The sequence below is a fragment of the Phreatobacter oligotrophus genome (genome assembly GCF_003046185.1).
GTDB classification, from domain to species: domain Bacteria; phylum Pseudomonadota; class Alphaproteobacteria; order Rhizobiales; family Phreatobacteraceae; genus Phreatobacter; species Phreatobacter oligotrophus.
Map to the genome: position 1 here is coordinate 37385 of NZ_PZZL01000009.1, position 23421 is coordinate 60805.

The window sequence follows — 23421 nt, forward strand, 5'->3', positions numbered from 1 at the left end:
TTTTTGAAAAATGCGTCTATCCGGCCCAGCCGCAGCAGACCAGCGCCTGTGTCATGGCGGGGGGTGGTGGGGCCTCGGCGGTGATCGCGGGCCGCTTTGGATCAAACGGCAGTACGACCGAGCGGGCGAGAAGATGCAAGCCCGGTCCGTTGTGGCGCGGGGCAGAGCCGTAGATCGTGTCCCCGAGGATGGGGAAGCCGCTCTCGGCGCAATGCAGGCGCAGCTGGTGGGTGCGGCCGGTCACCGGCTCCAGCGCCAGCCAGGCCAGGCGCTCGCCACGGCCGAGCACCCGGAACCGCGTCAGCGCCGGCTGGCCCTTCGGATCGGCCTTCATCCACCACCCCCGCTTCGGATCGCGGGGGCTCATCGCCATGGCGATCTCGCCGGCCTCCTCCGTGGGGCCGCCCTCGACCACGGCCCAGTAGGTCTTGGTCACCTCGCCGCGCTTGAACATCTGCCCAAGCCGCTCAAGCGCCCGCCGGTGGCGACCGAGGACGAGGCAGCCCGCCGTATCCTTGTCGAGCCTGTGGGCCAGTTCCGGCGCGCGCGGCAGTCCGAAGCGAAGGACGTCGAGCTGGTCCGATAGCGTCACCCCGCCGCCCGGACCCTTGTGGACCGGCAGGCCAGCTGGCTTGTTCAGGATCAGCACGCTGGCGTCGCGGTGGAGCAGACGCGGGATGAGCCCGAGCGGATCATCGGGCACGGGATGGGGCGAGGCCGAACTCATGTCTCTTCCGGACGTCATGTCCCTTCCATAGGGGTCCATGTCACAGCCCGCCAGTCGTGCGAGCCCTAGCCAGCGCCCGCCCGGCGGCCTAAATGCGGTGGGCCACGCCGCCCGCCCTGCAGAAAGCCGCCCCATCATGTCCGATCCGACGAAGCCCGACGAACCGAAGCGTCCCGGCTTCTTCCAGCGGCTGTTCGGTCAGGAGAGCGCGCCGTCCCCGGCAGTACCGGAGACTGTCGCTCCGGCTGAGCGCAAGAGCTGGTGGCGCCGCCTCACCGAGGGCCTGTCGCGCACCTCCTCGAAGCTCGGCACTGGGGTCACCGACCTCTTCACCAAGCGCAAGCTCGACGGCGACACGCTGGAGGAACTGGAGGACCTGCTCATCCAGGCCGATCTCGGCGTCGAGACGGCGGGCCGCATCGCCGGCGCTCTTTCCAAGGGCCGCTTCGGCAAGGACATTTCCCCGGACGAGGTGAGGGCCGTGCTCGCCGCCGAGATCGAGGCCGTTCTGGCGCCGGTGGCCAAGCCGCTGGAGGTCGACGGCGCGAAACCCTTCGTCGTCATGGTCGTCGGCGTCAACGGCGCCGGCAAGACCACCACGATCGGCAAGCTCGCCGCCAAGTTCCGCGCCGAGGGCCGATCGGTCATGCTGGGCGCCGGCGACACGTTCCGCGCCGCAGCCATCGAGCAGCTCAAGGTCTGGGGCGAGCGGACCGGCGTCCCGGTCGTCACGCGGCCGCAAGGGTCTGATGCCGCCGGCCTCGCCTTCGACACGGTGAAGCAGGCACAGGAGTCCGGGACCGACGTGGTCATCCTCGACACGGCCGGGCGCCTGCAGAACAAGGCGGAGCTGATGGCCGAGCTGGAGAAGGTGGTGCGCGTCATCCGCAAGGTCGATGCCGCAGCGCCCCATGCCGTGCTGCTCGTCCTCGATGCGACGACCGGCCAGAACGCCCTGACCCAGGTCGAGGCCTTTGGCCGCACGGCCGGCGTCACCGGCATCGTCATGACCAAGCTCGACGGCACGGCCCGCGGCGGCATCCTCGTCGCGGTCGCGGCGAAGACTGGCCTTCCCGTTCACTTCATCGGCGTTGGCGAGGGCATTGATGACCTCGAGCCCTTCGCGGCGCGCGACTTCGCCCGCGCCATTGTCGGGCTGGATGAAGCTTGAGGCCCGGTCAGCGATGCGGCCGGTGCGGGTGCCCGTGCCGGTGCGGATGGTTGTGGCGATGGTGGGGATGCGGCAGTACCTCGGCCGTTCCGGCGGGCGCGAAGTAATAGGTCTTGGGCGTCACGATCGGCCGGTAGACGACAGGGCGGTCCTGGCCGAACCAGCCGGCCCAGAAGGGCGTGGCGGCGGCCGGAGCGGCGGGGAGCAAGAGCGCCATCGCAAGGCTGGCGAGACAAAGGCGGGGAAGGCGGCGGACCATCACGCAAACTCCGGGACGAGGCACAAATCCGGTCTTGGCGGCATCATGGCCGATCATGGTCACCAAACCCTTTCGGCGAGCGCGCCGACCGCCGCGACCTTGAGGCGGGATGACCCGCCACCCCGCGATGGGCTAGGCTCCGGCCCATGAGCCAGCCCGATGACCGTTCACCGGATGCCCGCCGGCAGGACGAAGCCCGCCGCATCCTCGATCGCGCCGACCGCGACTCCGCGCCGATGATGGAATCTGCGCTCCAGCGCAGCGGCGATTTCTTCACGGCCAGGGGCGAATCCGATGACCCCGCGGAGATCTGGGGCAAGCGCGTCGGTCGCATCCTCGCTGTCGTCGCCGCCATCGGCTGCCTTGTCTGGCTCTACCTCACCTACGGGCGCTGAACGATGGATCACGCAGCTCTTGGCGCGCTCAAGGCGCCCGACCTCGACGCCTTCGAGGCCATTGCCGCGGCGGCCTATGAGCGCCTGCCGGAGGATTTCCGCGCCCTCTGCAAGGGACTCGTCATCCGCGTCGAGGACTTCCCGACCGACGAGGTTCTGCAGGAGATGGGAGCCGAGACCGACTTCGACCTGCTCGGCCTGTTCCAGGGCACGGGCATGCCGTTCCAGTCGGTGCAGCATTCCGGCGCCATGCCCAACATGATCTGGCTCTACCGCCGCCCCATCCTCGACTACTGGGCCGAGCATGACGAAACGCTGGGCGACGTCGTCACCCATGTCCTCGTCCACGAGATCGGCCACCATTTCGGTCTGTCGGATGCCGACATGGAGGCGATCGAGAAGCGGGCGGAGTGAGGCGGCGGGTCTTCGCTTGTCATGCGGGAGCGCCCTGCCTGTACCGGGCGCCCGCAACCCTCTCCGCGTCATGGCCGGGCTTGTCCCGGCCATCCACGACTTGAACACCGTACGATGCAGAGAGTTCGTGGATGCCCGGGACAAGCCCGGGCATGACGGATGAGGTTCGCGAGCGTAATTGACGAGGGCACCACCTCACCTCTCCCCGGCGGGGAGAGGTCGGCCGAAGGCCGGGAGAGGGGGCTGGTGCGTTCCAGAGAGGTCTCTCCCCTCTCCCGCCTCGCTGCGCTCGTCGACCTCTCCCCGCCGGGGAGAGGTGGGGGCCGCTAACGTCGCCGCCTTACCCGGGAATGACGGTCAGAGGTTCCCGAGGGGATACCTCGCGACCCCGACGGGCTCCCTCACTTCTTCCCGAACTGCCACCACTTCTTCTTCGCCTCGGGCATCTCTTCGCCCTCGGCCGGCGGGGCCACGACCTTCGAGAAACTCTCGAAGAACTCGCCGGCGAGCTTCTTGGCCGTGGCGTCGATGAGGCGGGAGCCAAGCTGGGCAATCTTGCCGGAAATCTGGCTCTTCACGTCGTAGGTGAGCAGGGTCACGCCCTCGCTCTCCTCGGTGAGCTTCACTGTCGCGCCGCCCTTGGCCATGCCGGCGACGCCGCCATTGCCCTCGCCGGAAATGGTATAGCCGTTGGGCGGGTCGATGTCGGAGAGCGTCACCTGTCCGGTGAAGCTCGCCTTGACCGGGCCGATCTTCAGCACCGCCTTGGCCGAGAAGCCGTTGTCGCCGATGCGCTCCATGCTCTCGCAGCCGGGAATGCACTGGCGCAGCACGTCGGGATCATTGAGCGCGGCCCACACCACTTCGCGCGGGGCCTCGATGCGCTGCGTGCCGGTCATGTCCATGGGAGGCGGGCCTTCGGTCGGGAATGAAGAGGGAACGGGAGACTAGGGCGGTGGCGCGGGGCCTGTCGAGCCCGCCTTGCGCAGGACGGTCAGCCGCCCGGCTTCTCCCCGGCGGGTATCTCGATGGCCTTCAAGGCGTCGGCGAGGCGGGCCTTGGCCGAGCCGGGCTTCAGCGGCTTCTGCTGGCTCTCGTGCGGCGCCCAGCCGGACAGGGTGATGATCTGGAAGGTGGCGCGGATGCGCCCGTCCGGATCGGCGAAGCGGTCGTGGTAGATCTCCGCCATGCGCAGCAATGTGCGGCGGCGCAAGGGCACCCGGCGGCGATCGCGCAGCGGATTGGTCGCCCCCATGGCCCGCAGGTCGCGCATCAACGCGAAGACATCGCCGTAGCGCACGACGACGCGGTCCGTGTCGGTGACGGGCAGCGCAAAGCCCGCCCGCTGCAACAGCGCGCCGATGTCGCGCACGTCGGCGAAAGGCGCGACGCGGGGCGACAGGCCCCCGTCCACCTCGCTCTCGGCCTCGGCGAAGGCCTGCCGCAGCTCGGTGAGCGTGTCGCCTCCGGCCATCGCGGCAAGGAACAGTCCGTCGGGCTTCAGGGCGCGTCGCACCTGCACGAAGGCGCCCGGCAGGTCGTCGACGAATTGCAGGCCGAGGGCGGAGACGACGAGGTCGCGGCTCGCGTCGCTAAAGGGCAGCATGTCCGGCGCCGCGACCACGACAGGCGTCGCGCGGCGATGCGCCAGCGTCTCCACGGCTTCCGTTGCGACGACAGGCGCAAGGCCGCGGGCGGCGAGCGCTTCCCGCAGCGCGTCGGTCGGCGTGGCGAGATCAGCGATGGCGGAGAACTGACGCTGCACCAGAGTCAGGCGGTCGGCGAGATCCTCCGCGACGCGCCGCAACAAAAAGTCCGCCGGCTCCCCCGATGCGGCGCGAACCCGGCGGCGCCCGAGGAGTTGCTGGTCGAAATGCTGCGGTGTCATCGCCGGCATATGGGACCCGCGGTAACGAGCGTCAATTGCGCGCTCTTGTGCACGGCCAATTCTGTGCCAAATGTCCCGCGACGAAAGGATGACCGATGTTGATGCCATTCCGGGTGGCGTGGGAAGCCTTCGAGCACTTCCTCGAGGATGACGGCTGGGCCATTTCCAGCCACATCGCCCTCAACGGGCTGATGTCGCTGTTTCCCTTCCTGATCCTGGTGACGGCGCTGGCAAGCTTTGCCGGCGCGCGGCCCTACAGCGACGAGGTGACCCGCATCCTGCTCGAGGCCTGGCCCGAGGTCGTCGCCCGACCCATCGCCCGCGAGATCGAGACGGTTCTGACCACGACCCGCACCGATCTCCTCACCATCGGCGCCCTGCTCGCCGTCTACTTCGCCTCCAACGGCGTCGAGGCGCTGCGGGCGGGCCTCAACCGCGCCTATGAGGTGCGCGAGACGCGCTGGTGGTATCTCTGCCGCCTCGAATCCATCGCCTATGTGCTGATCGGTGCGGTCGCGCTGCTCGTCACCGCCGTGCTGGTCGTGCTCGGTCCGCTGATCTGGGCGACGGCCGTCCGCATCGTCCCCTGGCTCGCGCCCTTCGGCTGGGTGGTGTTGTTCCTGCGCGTCGCCGCCGCCTCGGTGGTCATCGTCATCGCGCTCACCGTGGTGCACCTGCTGTTGCCGGCGGGCCGCCGTAGCTTTGTCGATGTCCTGCCCGGGATCGTCGCGACGCTCGTGCTCTGGCTGCTCGGCGGCACGATCTTCGGCTCCTACCTCGCTCATTTCGCCCAGAACTACGTCAACACCTATGCCGGCCTCGCCTCGGTCATGGTGGCGCTGGTCTTCCTCTATTACTCCGCGGCGATCTTCGTCCTCGGCGGCGAACTCAACGCCGCCATCTGGCGGGCGCGCGGGCGCATCTTCTGATCGTCCGTCAGACCGTCCGCAGCGCTGTGATCGGGTCCAGCCGGCTCGCGCGCCGGGCCGGATACCAGCCGAAGAAGACGCCGACGAGGCCGGAGAACAGCACCGCGCCAATGATCGACTGCGGCTCGACCAGCAGCGGCCAGCCGAAGCGGGCGGAGACCCCGAGCGCCGCCCCGAGCCCGGCGATGATGCCGACCACGCCGCCGATGGCGGCGAGCGCCGTCGCCTCGATGAGGAACTGCCGCATGACGTCGCGCCGCCGGGCGCCGACCGCGAGGCGCAGGCCGATCTCGCGGGTCCGTTCGGTCACGCTCACCAGCATGATGTTCATGATGCCGATGCCGCCGACCGCCAGCGAGATGGCGGCGACAGCGGCCAGCAGCAGCGACAGGGTCGTGGCGGCCCCCGCCGCCGTGTTGGCGATCTCGGTGAGGTTGCGGATCTGGAAGTCGTCTTCCTGGCCGGGCTGGAGGCGATGACGCTGGCGCAGGAGTTGGCGCATGTCGTCCTCGGCCTGGGTCATGCTCTCGCCCTCGCGCACCTTGACGTGGATGACGCCGACGGCGCGGGCATTGGCGCGGTTCACGCCGACGAGGCGCTGGCGCAGGGTCGGCAGCGGCACGAAGCTGGTGTCGTCCTGGTCCTGGCCCATCATCGACTGGCCCTTGGTCTCCATGACGCCGATGACGGTGAAGGGCACGGCGCGGATGCGCACCGTCTCGCCGATCGGATCGACGCCCTCGCCGAACAGGTTGCGCGCGACCGTCTGGCCGAGGATCACCACCTGTCCGCCGCGCGCTGTCTCCTCCGGCTCGAACAGGCGGCCCGACGAAATCGTCCATTCGCGCGCCTCGAACCAGCCGAGGTCGACGCCGACCACTTCCGTGAACCAGTTGTTGCCGCCAGCGACGACCTGGGTCCGGGTGCGGCTGTTGGGGGCCGTGACCTGTACCGCCGGAATCTCGGCCTCGATGGCGCGGGCATCATCCTCGGTCAGCGACGATGAGGCGCCGAGGCCGAGGCGGACGCCGCCCTGGGTGACATTGCCCGGCAGCACGATGAACAGGTTGGCGCCGAGCGACTTCACCTGGGACAGCACGCGTTCCCGTGCCCCGCCGCCGATGGCGACCATGGCGATGACAGCGGCGACGCCAATCACCATGCCCAGCATCGTGAGGGCGGATCGCAGCTTGTGGGCGCGCAGCGCGGACAGGGCTTCGCGGATGGCTTCCATGAGGCTCATGCCGCCTCATAGCACGATCCCGGAGACCTCACCCATGAAAGCTCCGTAAGGTAGGCCGGGGACGTGACCGTTCCCCAGAACGTGAAACGTCGCAGCGATCACGAAAATCTGTCCAAATTTACGTGCCTTATGTGCGAAATCATGTGAAATTGTTTGTGCTTTGGTAACGCCTAGGTGCGAACATTCCCCTAGGTTATCGCTGTGACGTGATGATAGGACACCGTGTTCAAGACGAAGCAATGGCAAGGCCGGGACGGGGCCTGAACTGGTATCTGGCCGGTCTTGTCCTTCTCGCACTTGTTCCGACGCTGGTCGCGGCCGCGATTGCCGTCGTTCAGGCGGCGCGTGGCTTCGAGGCCGCGCAATCCCTTCGTCTCGTGGATACCGCGCGGACGCTGGCGCGTGTTGTCGAGGCCGAGCTCAAGGGTGGCATCACCTTGCTCGATACTCTCGCAGTCGTCCCACACCACACCGCGACGGGCGTCATCGACCCCTGGGCTTTGGCGGCGGAACGCCAGATCGGTGGGCGGCTCATCGAGGAGGTCTTCTCCACCGGCCGCGTGCCTGAAGGTGACGGCCTTTCCCCCCAGGGTGTGCCTCTTCCGGTCCTGCGGCAGGCGGTCCTGAGCGCACGCCCCGCCGTGTCGGACCTGTTCGTCGATCCGTCCACCAACGCGCCGCACATCGCCATCGCCGTGGCCATCGCCCGAACCGACGAGGAGACGCGTCTCATCGCACTCGTGGTGCCCCCCAGCCGGCTCGTCCAGCTGATCCGACGGGGCAAGGGAGTTTCCAGCTCGCTCGTGGTCGCGGTCACGGATTCGCAGGGACGGTTCGTCGCCCGGAGCATAGACCCCGATGGTAGCGTCGGCGTGAGGGCCCCCAGCTGGAGCGCGGGTAGGCGTCTGGGTCTCGACAGCGGCACATTCCGCACCACGACGATCGAAGGCGTACCCCATGTCTTCGGGTTCCAGCGGCTGCGGGAGACGACCGAGTGGGTCGTGACAGTCGGCGAACCGCTCGCCGCCTTCCAGGCGCGGGCAACGGGTCACCTGATCAATCTGGGCCTGATTGCCCTTGCGGCCATCGCGATGGCGCTGCTGGCTGCGGCCTGGCTCGGCCGCAAGATCTTGCGGCCGGTCAAGGCTATCGCGGCGCGCGCGCGCCTTATCGCGACAGGGGAGGAGCGCCCGCCCCTCAGCACCGCCGAGCGCTCTGATATCGCGGAATTCGAGGCCTTGCGCGTCTCCCTGGAGCGGTCTGAAGCTGCCCTGCGGGACAGGGCCGTGGCCGCGGCGGAGGCCGCACGCTCCGTCGCCGAGAGCGAACGTCGCCAGCATCTCCTTGCCACCACCGGCGCTCTCGTCTTCTGGCGCCTCAGCGCCGATGGACAGTTTGCCATCACCGGCTGGAAGGAACTCACCGGGAGCGAATCGCCCACCAAGGACAATTGGCTGGCCAGCGTCCACCCCGATGACGTGGCGATGGTGAAGCGCGTCTGGGGGCAGGCCATCACCGAAGGTGACACGTATGAGGCCGAGTACCGGATCCGTGTCGCCAACGGGAGCTGGCTGTGGATCCGGGCCCGCGGGACCAAAGTCCCGGCCGCCACCGGCGAGGGATTCGAGTGGGTCGGTCTGCTTGAGGACATCGACGCCTTCCGGGCCGCTGAGGCGCAGGTCGTCCACATGGCCAGCCACGATGCCCTCACCGGTCTTGCCAACCGCGCCTTCTTCCGCGAGCGCCTCGCGGCCCTCTGCGCCCAGGGGCGCAAGGGCGCTGCAGTTCTTTGCATCGGGCTCGACCGCTTCAAGGCGGTGAACGACACCCTCGGGCATTCCGCCGGTGACGCCGTCCTTGTGGCCGTGGCCAGCCGTCTCCAGGGGGCTGTTGCGCAGGCCGATGTCGTGGTCCGTCTCGGTGGCGATGAGTTCGCGATCATTCAGTCCGACGGTATCCAGCCGCTCGCCGCCTCCCTTCTCGCCGAGCGGCTCATGGCAGCCGTGGCCGAACCCATCGAGGTGGCCGCCGCCCATACCGTGACCTTGACCGCCAGTGTCGGCATCGCGCTTCTCGACGAGGCCGGAGCCGAGGAGTCGTTGAAGAATGCCGACCTCGCACTGGATCGCGCCAAGGAAGATGGCCGCGATCGCTTCTGCTTCTTCGAGCCGGCCATGGACGCCCGGATGAAGGAGCGTCACCGCCTCGAGCGCGACCTTCGCCGCGCCCTGGCAGACGGGCAGTTCCTGCTCAACCACCAGCCGATCGTTGCCGTCGCCTCGGGAGCGCTGGTCGGTTTCGAGGCCCTGCTGCGCTGGCGCCACCCCGAACGTGGGATGGTCTCGCCGGCGGATTTCATCCCGATGGCCGAGGAGACCGGTCTCATCGTGCCGATCGGCCGTTGGGTGCTCGAGCGCGCCTGCGAGGACGCGGCGCGCTGGGGAAATGGCCTCAAGGTGGCCGTCAACGTCTCGCCGAAGCAGCTTGCCGACCGTGATTTCCCGCTGGCCGTGGAACGGGCGCTAAGCCTTTCCGGCCTGGCGCCGAACCTGCTTGAACTGGAGATCACCGAGAACGCGCTGATGGCCGACGTCGAGGGGGCCATGAGCATGATGCTGCGCCTCAAGTCCTTGGGCTGCTGCATCGCGATGGACGATTTCGGCACCGGCTATTCGTCGCTCGGCTATCTGCGCACCTTCCCCTTCGACAAGGTCAAGATCGATCGCTCGTTCGTCCAGGACCTCGCTTCGGCCCGCGAGAGCGGCGCCATCGTGCGGGCCGTCACGGGGCTCTGCGGCAGTCTCGGCATCACCAGCACCGCCGAAGGCGTGGAGACCAAGGAGCAACTCGCGCTTCTGCAGGCCGAGGGCTGTGATCAGGCCCAGGGTTATCTGTTCGGACGCCCGGCACCGGTGGAGGACCTGCCGGCGCTTTTCGCCCGCTTCGGTTTGCGGCAGGGCTCGCCGCCCCTGCTCCCCAGCGAGGACTCCGCGGCCGCCTGATCGGCCGGACCTCCATGCATGCATGGCGTCTTTTCGCCGTTGCGCCGTTGGGCTAAGGGCTGGCCGTCCGCCGACGCCTAGAGAACGGCAGCCCCGAGGAACCGCCATGGCCAAGTTCGTGCCCCCCGTCTCTCCCCTTGCGCCGAAGACGGTGCCGGTCCTGCCGCCGATTGACGGCGTCACCCTCGCCACCGCCGAAGCCGGTATCCGCTACAAGGGGCGCACCGATGTCCTCGCCGTGGGCCTCGCCAAGGGCACGACGGTGGCCGGCGTCTTCACCCGGTCCAAGTGCCCCTCCGCACCGGTCGACTGGTGCCGTGCGAACCTGGCCGGTGGCCAGGCCCGGGCTCTCGTCGTCAATTCCGGCAATGCCAATGCCTTCACCGGCAAGAAGGGCCGCGAGGCCGTGGCGCTGACGGCGAAGATCGCCGCCAAGGCGGCTGGCTGCAAGCAGTCCGAGGTCTTCCTCGCCTCCACCGGCGTGATCGGCGAGCCCCTCGACGCCACCAAGTATGACGCTGTTCTCGACAAGACCTTCGCCGCCGGCAAGTCCGAGGGCTGGCTCGATGCCGCCAAGGCGATCATGACCACCGACACCTTCCCCAAGGTGGCGACCGCCACCGCCACGATCGGTGGTGTGACCGTGACCATCAACGGCATGGCCAAGGGCGCCGGCATGATCGCCCCCGACATGGCGACCATGTTGTCCTTCGTCTTCACCGACGCCCCCATCGCGGCCCCGGCCCTGCAGGCGCTGCTGTCGAAGGGCGTGAAGACCACCTTCAACACCGTCACCGTCGACAGCGACACCTCCACCTCCGACACGCTGATGCTGTTCGCCACCGGCGCGGCCGAAAAGCGCGGCGCCCCCCGCATCACCGAGGCGGGCGACCGCCGCCTCGCCGCCTTCCGCAAGGCGCTTCAAGCCGTGCTCGCCGATCTCGCCGAACAGGTCGCCCGCGACGGCGAGGGCGCCCGCAAGCTGGTCCATGTCGTCGTGAAGGGCGCGGTCTCGGCGGCCTCCGCCTTCCGCGTCGCCAAATCCATCGCCGATTCGCCGCTGGTGAAGACGGCGGTTGCCGGCGAGGACGCCAACTGGGGCCGCGTGGTCATGGCCGTTGGCAAGGCCGGCGAACCGGCCGAGCGCGATCGCCTGTCGATCTTCTTCGGCGACATTCGCGTCGCTCGCGACGGCGAGCGCGATCCGGCCTATGACGAGGCCGCCGCGAGCGCGGTGATGAAGAAGGACGTCATCACCATCACCGCCGATCTCGGCCTCGGCCGCGGCACGGCGCGGGTCATGACCTGTGATCTCACCAAGGACTACGTCGCCATCAACGGCGATTACCGCTCCTGACCTGTGGCATTGCGACCCACGGTTTCACGGATCGCCGTCGGCAAGCGTTAACTTCTGTCCGTTAGAACGGGAATGCCATGTCGTTGAAGCTCGTCTTCGTGGCCGCCTGCGCCCTCGTCGATCCGGATGGCCGGGTCCTGCTGGCGCAAAGGCCCGAAGGCAAGCCGATGGCAGGGCTCTGGGAATTTCCCGGCGGCAAGGTCGAGCCGGGCGAGAGGCCGGAAGAGACGCTGATCCGCGAGCTGCGCGAGGAGCTCGGCATCCGTGTCGAAGAACCCTGCCTCGCGCCGCTGACCTTCGCCAGCCACCGCTACGAGACCTTCCAGCTGTTCATGCCGCTGTGGGTCTGCCGGCGCTGGGAGGGGACCGTCCAGAGCCTTGAGGGCCAGCAGCTCGCCTGGGTCAAGCCGGGCAGGCTCAGGGACTACCCGATGCCGGCGGCCGACGAACCGCTGATCCCCTTCCTCACCGAACTCTTGGGTGAGGCACGCGACTGACAGGAGAGGCCAGGATGGCTCGCACCCTTCGCCGCATGACCGAGCAGGCGCGCCGTTTCGCGTCGGACCGTTCCGGCGCCACTGCCATCGAATATGCGCTGGTGGCCAGCGGGATTGCCGGTGTCATTATCCTGATCGTCTACGCGCTGGGCGACAGCGTGCAGAACAACCTCTACGCCAGGATCGCCAGCGCCTTTAACTGAGGCGAAGCCGCCGCGCCTGGCACGGCGGCTTCCGGGCCATCTCAGGTGAAGTACTGGCCGCCGTTGACGGTCAGGGTCGAGCCCGTGATGAAGCCGGCTTCCTCGGAGGCGAGAAAGACCACGGCGCGGGCGATCTCCTCCGGCTCGCCGAGGCGGCCGACCGGGATCTGCGGCAGGATGCGGGTCTTGAGCACCTCGGGATCGATCGCCGCGACCATTTCCGTGCCGATATAGCCGGGGCAGATGACGTTGACCGTGATGCCGGCCCGCGCGCCTTCCTGGGCGAGAGCCTTGGTGAAGCCGATGTCGCCGGCCTTGGCCGCTGAGTAGTTCACCTGCCCGGCCTGGCCCTTCTGCCCGTTGATCGAGGAGATGGTGATGACGCGGCCGAACTTGCGGTCGCGCATGCCGTTCCAGACCGGATGGGTCATGTTGAAGACGCCGGTGAGATTGGTGTCGATGACCTCGCGCCACTGCTGCAGCGTCATCTTGTGGAACATGCCGTCGCGGGTGATGCCCGCATTGTTCACAAGCACGTCCACCGGCCCAAGTTCGGCCTCGACCTGGCGGATGCCGGCGGCGCAGGCCTCGTGGTCGGCGACCGACCACTTGAAGACCGGAATGCCCGTCTCGCCCTTGAACTTAGCCGCCGCCTCGTCGTTGCCGGCATAATTCGCCGCCACCTTGTAGCCGGCATCCTTCAGGGCCCGGGAAATGGCGGCACCGATGCCGCGCGTGCCTCCCGTGACCAACGCCACCCTCGCCATGTTCAAACTCCTCGCTCTGCGTTCCCTTGGATAAACGATTCTCGTGTCCCGGCATCTTGTGTGCCGGGTTGTACCATCACTTCATCGCGGGGGAGATGAAGCCCCCGCCGGGAATGTCGGCCATTCCCGGCGAAGCGCGTATCGCCATGCGCCGTTCCCGGCGCCCGGCAAGAGATGGGCCGGACGTCCGTTCAGCGCTCGACGCACATGGCGACGCCCATGCCTCCACCGATGCAGAGCGTGGCGAGGCCCTTCTTGGCATCGCGCTTCTGCATTTCGTGCAGCAGGGTGACGAGGACGCGGGCGCCCGAGGCGCCGATCGGGTGGCCGATGGCGATGGCGCCGCCATTGACGTTCACCTTGGACGTATCCCAGCCCATGTCCTTGTTGACCGCGATGGCCTGGGCGGCGAAGGCCTCGTTGGCCTCGATCAGGTCGAGGTCCTTCGGCGACCAGCCGGCCTTCTCCAGCGCCTTGCGCGAGGCCGGGATCGGGCCGGTGCCCATGATCGCCGGATCGACGCCGGCCGTCGCCCAGGAGCGGATGGTGGCGAGCGGCTTCAGGCCACGCTTTTCCGCCTCCGAGCGCGTCATCAGGACGATGGCGGCGGCGCCGTCATTGATGCCCGAGGCGTTGCCGGCGGTCACCGTGCCGTCCTTCTTGAAGGCCGGCTTCAGCTTGCCCATGGCGTCCACGGTCGCGCCATCGCGGATATACTCGTCGGTGTCCACGACGATGTCGCCCTTGCGGGTGCTGATCGTCACCGGGACGATCTCGTCCTTGAACCGGCCGGCCTTCTTCGCGGCCTCGGCCTTGTTCTGGGAGGCGACGGCAAACTGGTCCTGCTCGTCCTTGGTGATCTGCCACTTCTCCGCGACGTTCTCGGCGGTGATGCCCATGTGATAGCCGTGGAAGGCGTCGATCAGGCCGTCCTTGAGCATGGTGTCGACCATCTCGAGCGAGCCCATCTTGGTACCGTTGCGCAGGTGTGCAACGTGCGGCGCCTGGCTCATGCTCTCCTGGCCGCCGGCGACGATGATCTTGGCGTCGCCATTGGCGATCTGCTGCATGCCGACCGCCACCGTGCGCAGGCCCGAGCCGCAGAGCTGGTTGAGTGCCCAGGCGGTCTTCTCGGCCGGGATGCCGGCCTTCATCGCTGCCTGGCGGGCGGCGTTCTGGCCCTGACCGGCCGTGAGAATCTGGCCGAACACCACCTCGTCGACGTCAGCGGGATCGACCTTGGCGCGCGACAGCGCCTCCTTGATGGCGATGGCGCCGAGGTCGTGGGCCGGCAGAGACGCCAGGGCCCCGTTGAACGAACCGACCGGCGTACGGGCGGCACCGACGATGACGACGTCCTCGGACATGGAATTCCTCCTGGTGGATGGCGCCGGATCCTCGCCCGGCCGGGTCGGGGTTGACCTTGTGCGGGGCAGGGATCACCTGTCAACCGCGCCCATTTGCTGATGCGGCAGGCTTCCGCGACGAGACGCGGAGCGGCATTGCACAAAAGCTTGGCAGCAGTTGCAAAATGCCCCTATCGTGACAGTCTCATGGCGTCGCGGGGAGACGGCGCCGAAAGGGACCAGGGGGAACGATGGCCAAGAAAGATCCGGTCACCATCAAGAAATATGCGAACCGCCGGCTCTACAACACGGGGACCTCCACCTACGTGACGCTGGAGGATCTCGCGTCGATGGTGAAGGCGGGCGACGACTTCCTCGTCTATGACGCCAAGACGGGGGACGACATCACCCGTTCCGTCCTGACCCAGATCATCTTCGAGCAGGAGAACAAGGACGGGCAGAACCTCCTGCCGGTCTCGTTCCTGCGCCAGCTGATCCGCTTCTATGGCGATTCCATGCAGCTGCTCGTGCCGCGCTATCTGGAGCTGTCCATCGACACGCTGTCGCGCGAACAGGACAAGCTGCGCAATCAGCTCTCCTCGGCCCTCGGGGTCAATCCGCTGGTGGCCCCCTTCGAGCAGCATATCCGCCGCAACATGGATCTGTTCGAGAAGGCCTTCGCCATGTTCTCGCCCTTCGCCCGGCGCGAGGATGGCGAGCCTGTCACCGATGCCAAGCCGGCCGGCGAGAATCCCGTTCCGGCTCCGGTAGCGGCGCCCGCCGCCGGCGATCTCGATGAGCTGAAGAGCCAGCTCGCGGCGATGCAGAAGAAGATCGACAGCCTCTCGCGCAAGTGAGCGCGGCCTGAAGCCGGCTCAGGCGCTCTTCGCCAGGGCCGGCGCCACGGGGACCCAGGGACGATCCTCGCTGGCGGGGCCCGTATGGTCGCCCTGGAGATAGTGGCAGCCGAGATCGGCCAGCACCTGGGCGACCTGCTCGTTGGGCACCCATTCGGCGATGGTCGTCAGCTGCATGTGGCGCGCGAGATCCAGCAGCGTCTGGACGAAGTGGCGATCGTCGGCACTCGACTGGAAACTTGCGACGAAGGCGCCGTCGATCTTCACGCAATCGATGCCGAGCTTGCGGAGGTTGCGGAACGAGGTGTGGCCGGCACCGAAATCGTCGATGGCGACACGGCAGCCGAGGCTCTGCACCCGCGCCACGAAGCGGCGCGTATCCTCGACATCGGCGATGGCCGAGGTCTCGGTGATCTCCACCATGAGCCGCTCGATCGCGCCCGGATGGGTCCGCTGATAGGCCTCCAGCGCGCGCAGCCAGGTGAGGTCCATGGTGGTCGCCGGCGAGACATTGACCGACAGCCGGAGGTCGGGCGCTGCGATGAGCTCGGCCATCGTGAGCTCCAGCACCCGCGCATCGACAAGGCGGACGAGGCCGAGTTTCTCGGCGAGCGGCACCACGGCGCTTGCCGGCAGCAGGGAGCCGTCGGCCCGACGGATGCGCAGCAGGCACTCGTAATAGGCGGTGCGCCGCTCGGATCCCGCCGTGACGATCGGCTGGAAGGCGAGGCTGATCCGGCGGTCGTTCAGCGCCGAGACGATCTCGTCGGTGATGCGCAGGTTCTCGCGGCGGGCGCGCTCGCGCTCAAGGCTCGGGGCATAGATCTGGAAGGCGCCGCAGCGGCGCGCCTTGATCCCGTCGAGCGCCTCCTGTGCCCGGCCCATCATGGCGGCCAGCGTCTCGGCATGGCGCGGGGCAACGATGCCGCCAAGGGTCACCGTGATCGCCACCGGCCCGGCGCGGGTGAGGAAGACGTCGTCGCGCACGGCGTTGAGGATGCGCTCGGCGGCGGTCTCCATCTCCTCCGGCTGGCAGGACCGCATGAGAATGCCGAACTTGTTGCCCGACAGGCGGCCGAGGAGGTCGCCGCCGCGCAGGCGCGAGCGGATGCGCTTGCCCACCGCCGCGATGATTTCGTCGGCAACGTCGAAGCCATAGGCCTCGTTGATGTGGGCGAGACTGTCGATGGCGGCGATGATGAGGCCCATGGAGCCCCGCACCTTCACCGCGTCCTGCAGCGCGTCCTCCAGCACCTCGCAGAAGCGATGACGCGACAGCTGGCCGGTGAGCGGGTCGAACTCGCTCGCCTCGATCAGCCGGCGGCGTGTCTCGTAGCTCTCGGTGATGATGCGCACCGCGCCGTGGGCATGGAGCGGGCGGCCATCGCTCGACGCGAACCAGCGACCAGAATCCTCCACCCAATGCACGTCGCCCGAAGCGGTGCGAATGGCGTATTCGATGGCGTAGGCAACGCCCTCCCCGCGATCGACATGGGGCGAATTGACCACCGCCTCGTAGCGGCCGGCGGGCGAGTCGGGCGTCATGAGCTGGGCATAGGCGCGGCCACTGCCGAGCTGGCGCGCCTCCACACCGAGCACGTTCGCGGCGTTGTCGCTCCAGGCCAGCCGGTCCGCCGGGATCGCCCATTCGTAAGTGGCCGTGCCGACCGACGACAGGATGTCCTGGGCCGGGGTGCTTGAGGCGTCTGGTGCAACGCTGTCGGAGGGGGTCATGTCCTGGGCGGGCACGGGTTTGGCCTTCTGCGAACCGTTGGCCGACATCTGGCCGCAAAAGGGTGAAGGAAACCTTTTGAAACCGGCCGATCATGCGCTTCGGAATCGCAATTCCGTTAGGGAAGCACATGGTCGCAAACAAAGTCCTGCCGCCTGTCCCAGTCTGGAACAGCCGCCCCGGCACGCGGGTTGCGACCCTGCCATCATCGATAAGCGGCGCGGCCGCCGATTGACCGGGAGTGGCACATGACGACGATCCGGCCCGCCTCTTCGAGCGACAGCCTTCGCTGGCAGCGCCGCGACGAGCGCAACGTCCCGCACCGCGCGTCTTCCGAGGGTGCCGCCTTCGCCGCGCTGGTGGAGCGCCTGCCGGTGCCGACCGAAAGGCACGAGCCGCTGGTCAGCGACCGGCCGACCATCCGCCCGGCAGCCTCCTTCATCGCCCAGCTGCTCGCCAACCGGCTCAAGCTCGCGGACGTGCCGCGCCGCCGCCAGGCCGAGCGCCAGGAGGTCGATGCGCGCTATCTCGCCGCTGACCCCGCCGCACAGCCCACTGCGACGGGCGTCATCATCCGCCGCGACGCCTGAGGCTTAGTAGCCGAGCGCCAGGCCGTCCTTGCGGGCGTCCGAGCCACCGACCAGAAAGCCCGACTTCTCGATCCGGATCATCTGGCCGCCGCCGATCGGCTTCACGGTGATGTCGACGTCATGGCCCATGGCGCGGACCTTCTCGATGGTCGCGGCCGGCCAGGTCGGCTCGACGGTGGTCTTCTCGCCCTCGAAGAAGGCGCGCGGCGAGTCGATCGCCTGCTGCGGGTCCATCCCGTAATCGACCGTGTTGCAGACGACGTGGGCATGGCCCGACGACTGGTAGCTGCCGCCCATCACGCCGAAGGAGCAGGTGACCTCACCCTTCTCCAGCATCATCGCCGGAATGATCGTGTGCATCGGCCGCTTGCCGGGCCCGATGCAGTTCGGGTGGTCATCGTTGACGTTGAAGCTGGCGCCACGGTTCTGCAGCAGGATGCCGGTCTCGGGCGTGCAGATCTTCGAGCCGAAATGGTGGAAGATCGAGTTGATGAACGACACAGCCATCCGGTCGCGATCGACGATGGAGCAGTAGATCGTGTTGGTGCCGGGCGGCGGCGGGACGAGGCGCGGCGTACGCTTGGCCGGGTCGATCATCTTCGCCAGCACCTTGGCGAAGTCCTTGGAGATGAGCTGCTCGACCGTCACCTTCATCGCGGCGGGGTCGGCGATGTGGCTGTCGCGCAGCGAGTAGGCGAGGCGGGCCGCCTCGATGCCGATATGGAGCCGCTCTGGCGAGGTCGGGGACATGCCCTTCACGTCGAACTGCTCAAGGATGTTGAGGATGATCAGGGCGGTGATGCCCTGGCCGTTCGGCGGCAGCTCGGCGACTCCGACGCCCTTGTAGTCGCCGATCACCGGCGTCTCGACCGTGCCGCGATGGCTGGCGAGGTCCTCGAGCTCCAGGAAGCCGCCCTTGGCCTTGGTGGTGCGGATGATGTCCTCGGCGACGCGGCCCTCGTAGAAGCCCTTGGCGCCCTTGGCAGCGATCTCCTCGAGCGTCGCGCCCAGCGCGGCGCTGGTCATGCGCTCGCCGGCGGTCGGCGCGCGGCCGTCCTTGAGGTAATGGCGGGCAGCGCCGGCGTCCTTGGCCAGGGCGGCCGCATCGGTCGGCCAGTCGAAGGCGACACGCGGCGTCACCGGCCAACCCTCCTTGGCGTAGCGGATCGCCGGCTGCAGCACGCGGCCGAGGTCGAACCGGCCGTGCGTCCTGAGGATGGTCTCCCAGGCCTCGACCGCGCCGGGCACGGTGATGGCATGGACGCTGTCGGTCGGCACCGAGGTGAGGCCGGCTGAGCGCAGCTTCTCGGCGGTCACAGCCTTCGCGGCGCGCCCGGAGCCGTTATAGCCCCAGATCGACTTGCCCGGCTTGGAAATGAGGGTGAAGCAGTCGCCGCCGATGCCGGTCATGTGGGGCTCGACAACGGCCATGACGCCGACGGCGGCGATGGCGGCGTCCGCCGCGGTGCCGCCGGCCTTCAGGATGTCGATGGCGGCAGCGGTGGCGAGCGGATGGGACGTCGCCGCCATGGCCTCGGTCGCATAGGCCGAGGAGCGGGCGGGGCCGTGGAAGTCGCGCATCGGATAGGTCAAGGGAGGTTCCTCCTGCCGCGGGTCTTTCGCCCGGGCCCAAAAACTGCCATCACCGGCGGCAGGGCCGCATTCTTGTTCTACCGGTAACACAAAATCCGGGCGGCCTGCCACGACCCCGGCGGGTCGTGCTTGTGCACGGAATGCAGGGCTTGTCGCAAGCCCGCGGCGACCGGGTGCAAGTGGCGCCGTCCGCCGGACAGGAGAGACCTTCCGGAGACGCCCATGAGCCTGACCCTCGCCACCTGCCGCATCATCGCCGACACCGCCCTCGCCACGGGCCGCGAAAAGGGCATGAAGCCCCTCGGCATCGTCATCGTCGACGCCCGTGGCTCCGTCCGCCTGACCCTGGTCGAGGATGGCAACGCCCTCCTGCGGCCGGATATCGCTCACGGCAAGGCCTTCGGCTGCGTCGCGGTCGGCGTCGGTGGACGTGCTTTGGAGCGCATGGCCAAGGAGCGGCCGCATTTCATCGGCGCCCTTGGCGGCCTCTCCCGCGACCGCCTGACGCCGGTGCCGGGCGGGGTGCTGATCCGCAATGCCGAGGGCGTTCTGCTCGGGGCGGTCGGCGTCTCCGGCGACACCTCGGACAATGACGAGGTCTGCGCGCTGGCCGGCATCGCCGCCGCCGGCCTCAAGGCCGACACCGGCGAGTGAGCCGGTCACGCCGGGTGCAAAACAAAAGGCCGGTCGCTGGACCGGCCTTTTTCATTCCCGACGATCGGATGCGATCAGTCGTTGGTCGTGGTCTTCGGCTTCAGGATCTGCTTGCCGCGATACATGCCGGTCTTGAGGTCGACATGGTGGGGGCGGCGCAGGTTGCCCGAGTCCTTGTCCTCGACATAGGTCGGGGCAACGAGGGCATCGTGCGAGCGGCGCATGCCGCGACGCGAGGGCGACGTCTTTCTTCTCGGAACGGCCATGGAACTCTCTTCTGGCGGGCCGCAGGAGGAAGCCCCCCGGGCGATAGGCGAAATCGTGAGACGCGGGCCTATACACGCTTTCGGGCGGCCATGCCAGTGCCCGCCGCCCATTTTGTGAATCAGGCGTGACGGCCCCGGTCCCGCGGCCCGTTACGCCCGATAGGCGAATTGCAGCAAAAGCGTCCGCTGCAGGAACGAGAAATTGTTGTCCGAGCACAGCGTGACGATGGTCTCGCCCTCGGCGCTCCGATGGGTGGCGATGCCCTCCATATTGTCGATCTGCGCCGACATGTCGCCCGACAGCACGATCGGCCCGTCCACTGTCGCTCCGGCGCGGATGGTGGCGAGTTCGATGCGGCGGATGCGGAAGGCCACGCCGCGCCAGGCCGAGAACCAGCGCTCCAGCAGCAGCATGTCACCGCCGGGCAGGAAGGCCAGATCGGTGACGTCGAAATCATTGGTGCGCTTCACCGCGAATTCGCGCGCCGGGCCGGTGCCGATCAGGAAACCGCGGATGTCGCCGGCGGCGTTCAGCGCCCGCTCCGAGATGGCGCAGAGCGTTCCGGCCAGGGCTGAGGGCCGCGGCAGGATGCCGAGCGCCTCGATGCCGCGATTGCCCGGCATCCGTTCCGAGCCCATGGGCACCGGTTGCGCCACGCCGCGGGCAAGGACGCCATCGCGGCCGAACGTGTCGAAGCGGAAGATGCGGTGGGTGCGCTCGACGCCGACATAGGCCGTGCCGCCCTCGATCCAGAGGCTCTCGGTGTCCCAGTTGCCGGTCTCGGCCAGCGGCCGGCCACCGGGACCCAGGATCGCCGCCATGCGCGCCTGCGACAGGCCCGAGGGGCGGGTGCCCTCCATGTCCAGCGTCGCGGTGAGCCACTGTCCCTGGTCGGAAATGGCGGTAAGGCGCCGCCCGGTCGGGTCCATGCGCAGCGACGACAGGCCGCCGAAGCCGCGATAGTCCGACTGCAGCTCCAGACCGCCTCGATAGGTGAAGGCGCCGAACTCGGTCTTCGCCGCGTCGCGCGGCATGAAGGCATTGATCGGGAACGAGCGGATGGTGACATCGACGGGCGCCGAGGGCACCGGCGTGCGCGCCGCCGCCGGGCGCGCCACGACCGGCAGCGCCAGGGCGCCGCCGGCAAGGCCAAGGACGTGGCGCCGCGTGGCGACGCGCATCAGGCGGCGCGACCGCGCAGGGCCGATGCGGTGCCGGCGCCAGCGGCGTCGTCGTCGAAGAGCTCGGCGAGCTTCTCGGTCATGGCGCCGCCCAGCTCCTCCGCATCCACGATGGTGACGGCGCGGCGATAGTAGCGCGTCACGTCGTGGCCGATGCCGATGGCGATGAGCTCCACCGGCGAGCGGGTCTCGATCTCCTCGATCACCCAGCGCAGGTGGCGTTCGAGATAGTTGCCCGGGTTCACGGACAGGGTTGAATCATCCACCGGGGCGCCGTCCGAGATCATCATCAGGATCTTGCGCTGCTCGGAGCGACCGAGCAGGCGCTTGTGCGCCCAGTCCAGCGCCTCGCCGTCGATGTTCTCCTTGAGCAGGCCCTCGCGCATCATCAGGCCGAGATTCTTGCGCGCGCGCCGCCAGGGGGCGTCCGCCGCCTTGTAGATGATGTGGCGCAGGTCGTTGAGGCGGCCCGGATTGGCCGGCTTGCCGTTCTGCAGCCAGTGCTCGCGCGACTGGCCGCCCTTCCAGGCGCGGGTGGTGAAGCCGAGGATCTCGACTTTCACGCCGCAGCGCTCCAGCGTCCGGGCGAGGATGTCGGCGCAGGTGGCCGCCACCGTGATGGGGCGGCCGCGCATCGAGCCCGAATTGTCGAGCAGCAGGGTGACGACCGTGTCGCGGAAATTCGTGTCGCTCTCCTGCTTGAAGGAGAGCGCCGCCATCGGGTCCATGATGACGCGCGGCAGGCGGGCCGGGTCGAGGATGCCCTCTTCCAGGTCGAAGTTCCACGAGCGGTTCTGCTGCGCCATCAGGCGGCGCTGCAGGCGGTTGGCAAGCCGCGCCACCACCGGGCCCAGATGCGAGAGCTGCTTGTCGAGATAGGCGCGCAGCCGGTCCAGCTCCTCCGCATCGCAGAGGTCCGGCGCATCGATGATCTCGTCGAACTTGGCCGTGAAGGGCTTGTATTCCGGTCCCTTGCGCTCCGCCGGCTGGCTCTTCGGCCGCCACGGCTCGCTGGCATCGTCCGCATCGCCGAGATCGTTCTCGTCGGGGAGTTCGGCGGTCTCGGCCTCGGAGGCTTCCTGGGCGCCGTCCGGCGCCTCGTCGGCCATCTCCTCGGCCTCGTCCATCTGCATGCCTTCGGAGGATTCCTCGTCCTGGCTGTCCGGGCTCTCACCCGATTCCGGGCTCTCCTGCTCCTGGCTCTCGGAGTTGTCGTCGTCCTGATCGTCGTCGGAGCGGCCCTGCTCGTCGCCCATGTCGAGCGAGGTCAGGAGGTCGCGCACCGCCTTGCCGAAGGCGCGCTGGTTGTGCTCGAGGCCGACGAGCGCCTCGAGGTTCTTGCCGGCCTTGGCCTCGATCGTGTCGCGCCACAGGTCGACGATCTTCGCGGCATTGGCGGGGGCGGTCTGGCCGGTCAGCCTTTCGCGCACCATCAGGGCAAGGGCATCCTCCAGCGGCGCATCCGCCTTGTCGGTGATCTCCTCGTACTTGCCCATGCGGTGGTAGTGGTCTTCCAGCCGCGCGGTCAGATTCTGCGCGACGCCGGCCATGCGGTTGGAGCCGATGGCCTCGATGCGGGCATTCTCCACCGCCTCGAAGATCGCCCGCGCCGCCTGGCCGTCCGGCACAAGCGCGCGATGGACCTTGGAATTGTGGACCGCGAGGCGCAGCGCCATGGCGTCGCCATGGCCGCGCACGATGGCGGCATCCTTGGGCGAGAGCTTGCGCGGCGGCTCGGGCAGGCGCGCCTTGTCGCCGGCGAGGCCCGGCTTGTCCGGCGCATAGGTCACTTCCAGGTCGCGGCGGGCGATGGCGCGCATGCACGAGGCAACCGAGCGCTTGAACGGCTCGGTCGGGCTCTCCTTGGTGTTCGGCTTGGCCTTCGAATTGGAGCTCACGAAAGATCCTTTTTCAGCCAGATGCGGCGATGGCCGGGCGGAAAATCGCCGAGCTCGCCGTAAACCTCGTATCCCAGCTTCTGGTAGAAGCCGTCTCCCTGGAAGGAGAAGGTGTCGACATAGATGTGGCGTGCGCCGCGCTTGGCCGCCAGCGCTTCGGCCTTGGCCATCAGCTCCGAGCCGATGCCGGTGCCGCGCAGCGCCTCATCGATCCACAGGAGTTCGATGAAGCACCAGTTCCACATGGTCGAGCCGACGATGCCGCCGCGGACGACACCGTCCTTGCGCACCGAGACCGCGAAGCGCTTCCACTTCGATGGCCCGGCCCTGGACGTGTTGTAGGCGGTGAGGCCCCGAACGACCGCGCGGGCCGTTTCGGCCACGCGGGTTTCGGCGGTGACGACCAGGCCGGCCTGCGATGGGATCGTCGGGCCGGCCATGGTGTTTCCTC

General features: G+C 68.3%; 24 protein-coding genes. 11 read left to right on the plus strand and 13 right to left on the minus strand.

All coding sequences use genetic code 11. The annotated features are described in order from the left end of the window. Window positions 1-16: 16 nt before the first annotated feature. Complete coding sequence (locus tag C8P69_RS18150) at window positions 17-727, minus strand: RluA family pseudouridine synthase (RefSeq protein WP_108178865.1); 711 nt, start codon at window positions 725-727, stop codon at window positions 17-19. Between the two features lie 37 nt (window positions 728-764). Between C8P69_RS18150 and ftsY the strand changes: the two genes are divergently transcribed. Then, window positions 765-1898 carry a signal recognition particle-docking protein FtsY gene (gene ftsY, locus C8P69_RS18155; protein ID WP_108178866.1) on the plus strand — a complete coding sequence of 378 codons (1134 nt, stop codon included), beginning with the start codon at window positions 765-767 and terminating at the stop codon, window positions 1896-1898. Between the two features lie 7 nt (window positions 1899-1905). Here ftsY and C8P69_RS18160 read toward each other — a convergent pair whose 3' ends face one another. Then, complete coding sequence (locus tag C8P69_RS18160) at window positions 1906-2157, minus strand: hypothetical protein (RefSeq protein ID WP_108178867.1); 252 nt, start codon at window positions 2155-2157, stop codon at window positions 1906-1908. 146 nt (window positions 2158-2303) lie between these two features. Between C8P69_RS18160 and C8P69_RS18165 the strand changes: the two genes are divergently transcribed. Both C8P69_RS18165 and C8P69_RS18170 read left to right on the plus strand, forming a co-directional pair. After that, window positions 2304-2552 (plus strand): hypothetical protein, encoded by a 249-nt coding sequence (locus tag C8P69_RS18165; RefSeq protein WP_108178868.1) that lies wholly within the window; start codon window positions 2304-2306, stop codon window positions 2550-2552. Between the two features lie 3 nt (window positions 2553-2555). Next, complete coding sequence (locus tag C8P69_RS18170) at window positions 2556-2966, plus strand: metallopeptidase family protein (RefSeq protein WP_108178869.1); 411 nt, start codon at window positions 2556-2558, stop codon at window positions 2964-2966. A gap of 401 nt (window positions 2967-3367) precedes the next feature. Here C8P69_RS18170 and C8P69_RS18175 read toward each other — a convergent pair whose 3' ends face one another. Continuing rightward, the gene (locus C8P69_RS18175) at window positions 3368-3871 is read right to left on the minus strand and encodes an SRPBCC family protein (protein WP_108178870.1); all 504 of its coding nucleotides are present in this window, start codon (window positions 3869-3871) and stop codon (window positions 3368-3370) included. An 89-nt stretch (window positions 3872-3960) separates the two neighbouring features. Next, a complete protein-coding gene (locus tag C8P69_RS18180) occupies window positions 3961-4863 on the minus strand; it encodes a methyltransferase domain-containing protein (RefSeq protein ID WP_245902120.1) in 903 nt (300 codons plus the stop codon). An 86-nt stretch (window positions 4864-4949) separates the two neighbouring features. Here C8P69_RS18180 and C8P69_RS18185 point away from each other — a divergent pair, with 86 nt between their 5' ends. Beyond that, window positions 4950-5783, plus strand: coding sequence for a YihY/virulence factor BrkB family protein (locus tag C8P69_RS18185; RefSeq protein WP_108178871.1), 834 nt, complete (start codon window positions 4950-4952; stop codon window positions 5781-5783). 7 nt (window positions 5784-5790) lie between these two features. Here the strand turns inward: C8P69_RS18185 and C8P69_RS18190 are convergent, their stop codons facing one another. Beyond that, window positions 5791-7026 carry an ABC transporter permease gene (locus C8P69_RS18190; protein ID WP_108178872.1) on the minus strand — a complete coding sequence of 412 codons (1236 nt, stop codon included), beginning with the start codon at window positions 7024-7026 and terminating at the stop codon, window positions 5791-5793. 239 nt (window positions 7027-7265) lie between these two features. On the opposite strand from C8P69_RS18190, the gene C8P69_RS18195 reads away from it, so the two are divergent. From C8P69_RS18195 to C8P69_RS18210, 4 genes are all read left to right on the plus strand, one after another. After that, window positions 7266-10028 (plus strand): bifunctional diguanylate cyclase/phosphodiesterase, encoded by a 2763-nt coding sequence (locus tag C8P69_RS18195; protein WP_170118293.1) that lies wholly within the window; start codon window positions 7266-7268, stop codon window positions 10026-10028. A 106-nt stretch (window positions 10029-10134) separates the two neighbouring features. After that, window positions 10135-11385 carry a bifunctional glutamate N-acetyltransferase/amino-acid acetyltransferase ArgJ gene (gene argJ / locus C8P69_RS18200; protein ID WP_108178874.1) on the plus strand — a complete coding sequence of 417 codons (1251 nt, stop codon included), beginning with the start codon at window positions 10135-10137 and terminating at the stop codon, window positions 11383-11385. Window positions 11386-11462: 77 nt separating this feature from the next. Further along, window positions 11463-11882 (plus strand): (deoxy)nucleoside triphosphate pyrophosphohydrolase, encoded by a 420-nt coding sequence (locus tag C8P69_RS18205; RefSeq protein WP_108178875.1) that lies wholly within the window; start codon window positions 11463-11465, stop codon window positions 11880-11882. Window positions 11883-11896: 14 nt separating this feature from the next. Further along, the gene (locus C8P69_RS18210; protein ID WP_245902121.1) at window positions 11897-12085 is read left to right on the plus strand and encodes a Flp family type IVb pilin; all 189 of its coding nucleotides are present in this window, start codon (window positions 11897-11899) and stop codon (window positions 12083-12085) included. A 41-nt stretch (window positions 12086-12126) separates the two neighbouring features. On the opposite strand, the gene phbB is transcribed toward C8P69_RS18210, so the two are convergent. Next, entirely contained in the window at window positions 12127-12852 is a 726-nt protein-coding gene (phbB, locus tag C8P69_RS18215) for a beta-ketoacyl-ACP reductase (RefSeq protein WP_108178876.1), read from the minus strand. A 191-nt stretch (window positions 12853-13043) separates the two neighbouring features. Beyond that, on the minus strand, window positions 13044-14219 hold the full coding sequence (locus C8P69_RS18220) for an acetyl-CoA C-acetyltransferase (RefSeq protein ID WP_108178877.1): 1176 nt from the start codon (window positions 14217-14219) through the stop codon (window positions 13044-13046). 230 nt (window positions 14220-14449) lie between these two features. Here C8P69_RS18220 and phaR point away from each other — a divergent pair, with 230 nt between their 5' ends. Beyond that, complete coding sequence (gene phaR, locus C8P69_RS18225) at window positions 14450-15055, plus strand: polyhydroxyalkanoate synthesis repressor PhaR (RefSeq protein WP_108178878.1); 606 nt, start codon at window positions 14450-14452, stop codon at window positions 15053-15055. An 18-nt stretch (window positions 15056-15073) separates the two neighbouring features. Here the strand turns inward: phaR and C8P69_RS18230 are convergent, their stop codons facing one another. Next, a complete protein-coding gene (locus C8P69_RS18230) occupies window positions 15074-16804 on the minus strand; it encodes an EAL domain-containing protein (protein WP_245902122.1) in 1731 nt (576 codons plus the stop codon). Between the two features lie 231 nt (window positions 16805-17035). Here C8P69_RS18230 and C8P69_RS18235 point away from each other — a divergent pair, with 231 nt between their 5' ends. Then, complete coding sequence (locus C8P69_RS18235) at window positions 17036-17377, plus strand: hypothetical protein (protein ID WP_108178879.1); 342 nt, start codon at window positions 17036-17038, stop codon at window positions 17375-17377. A gap of 3 nt (window positions 17378-17380) precedes the next feature. Here C8P69_RS18235 and ggt read toward each other — a convergent pair whose 3' ends face one another. Next, entirely contained in the window at window positions 17381-18970 is a 1590-nt protein-coding gene (gene ggt, locus C8P69_RS18240; protein WP_342750207.1) for a gamma-glutamyltransferase, read from the minus strand. A 222-nt stretch (window positions 18971-19192) separates the two neighbouring features. On the opposite strand from ggt, the gene C8P69_RS18245 reads away from it, so the two are divergent. Then, the gene (locus C8P69_RS18245) at window positions 19193-19624 is read left to right on the plus strand and encodes a GlcG/HbpS family heme-binding protein (protein ID WP_108178880.1); all 432 of its coding nucleotides are present in this window, start codon (window positions 19193-19195) and stop codon (window positions 19622-19624) included. Between the two features lie 74 nt (window positions 19625-19698). Here C8P69_RS18245 and rpmF read toward each other — a convergent pair whose 3' ends face one another. The 4 genes from rpmF to C8P69_RS18265 all read right to left on the minus strand — a co-directional run bounded on the left by rpmF (window position 19699) and on the right by C8P69_RS18265 (window position 23410). Further along, window positions 19699-19890: a 50S ribosomal protein L32 gene (gene rpmF / locus C8P69_RS18250; RefSeq protein WP_106750512.1), complete on the minus strand. Its 192-nt coding sequence runs from the start codon at window positions 19888-19890 to the stop codon at window positions 19699-19701. Between the two features lie 150 nt (window positions 19891-20040). Continuing rightward, entirely contained in the window at window positions 20041-21072 is a 1032-nt protein-coding gene (locus C8P69_RS18255) for an esterase-like activity of phytase family protein (protein ID WP_108178881.1), read from the minus strand. Next, window positions 21072-22970, minus strand: a complete 1899-nt coding sequence (gene cobT / locus C8P69_RS18260) for a cobaltochelatase subunit CobT (RefSeq protein ID WP_108178882.1) — start codon at window positions 22968-22970, stop codon at window positions 21072-21074. The genes C8P69_RS18255 and cobT overlap by 1 nt, the downstream gene beginning before the upstream one ends. After that, window positions 22967-23410 carry a GNAT family N-acetyltransferase gene (locus C8P69_RS18265; RefSeq protein WP_108178883.1) on the minus strand — a complete coding sequence of 148 codons (444 nt, stop codon included), beginning with the start codon at window positions 23408-23410 and terminating at the stop codon, window positions 22967-22969. Before C8P69_RS18265 ends, cobT begins: the two co-directional genes overlap by 4 nt. Window positions 23411-23421: the final 11 nt, after the last annotated feature.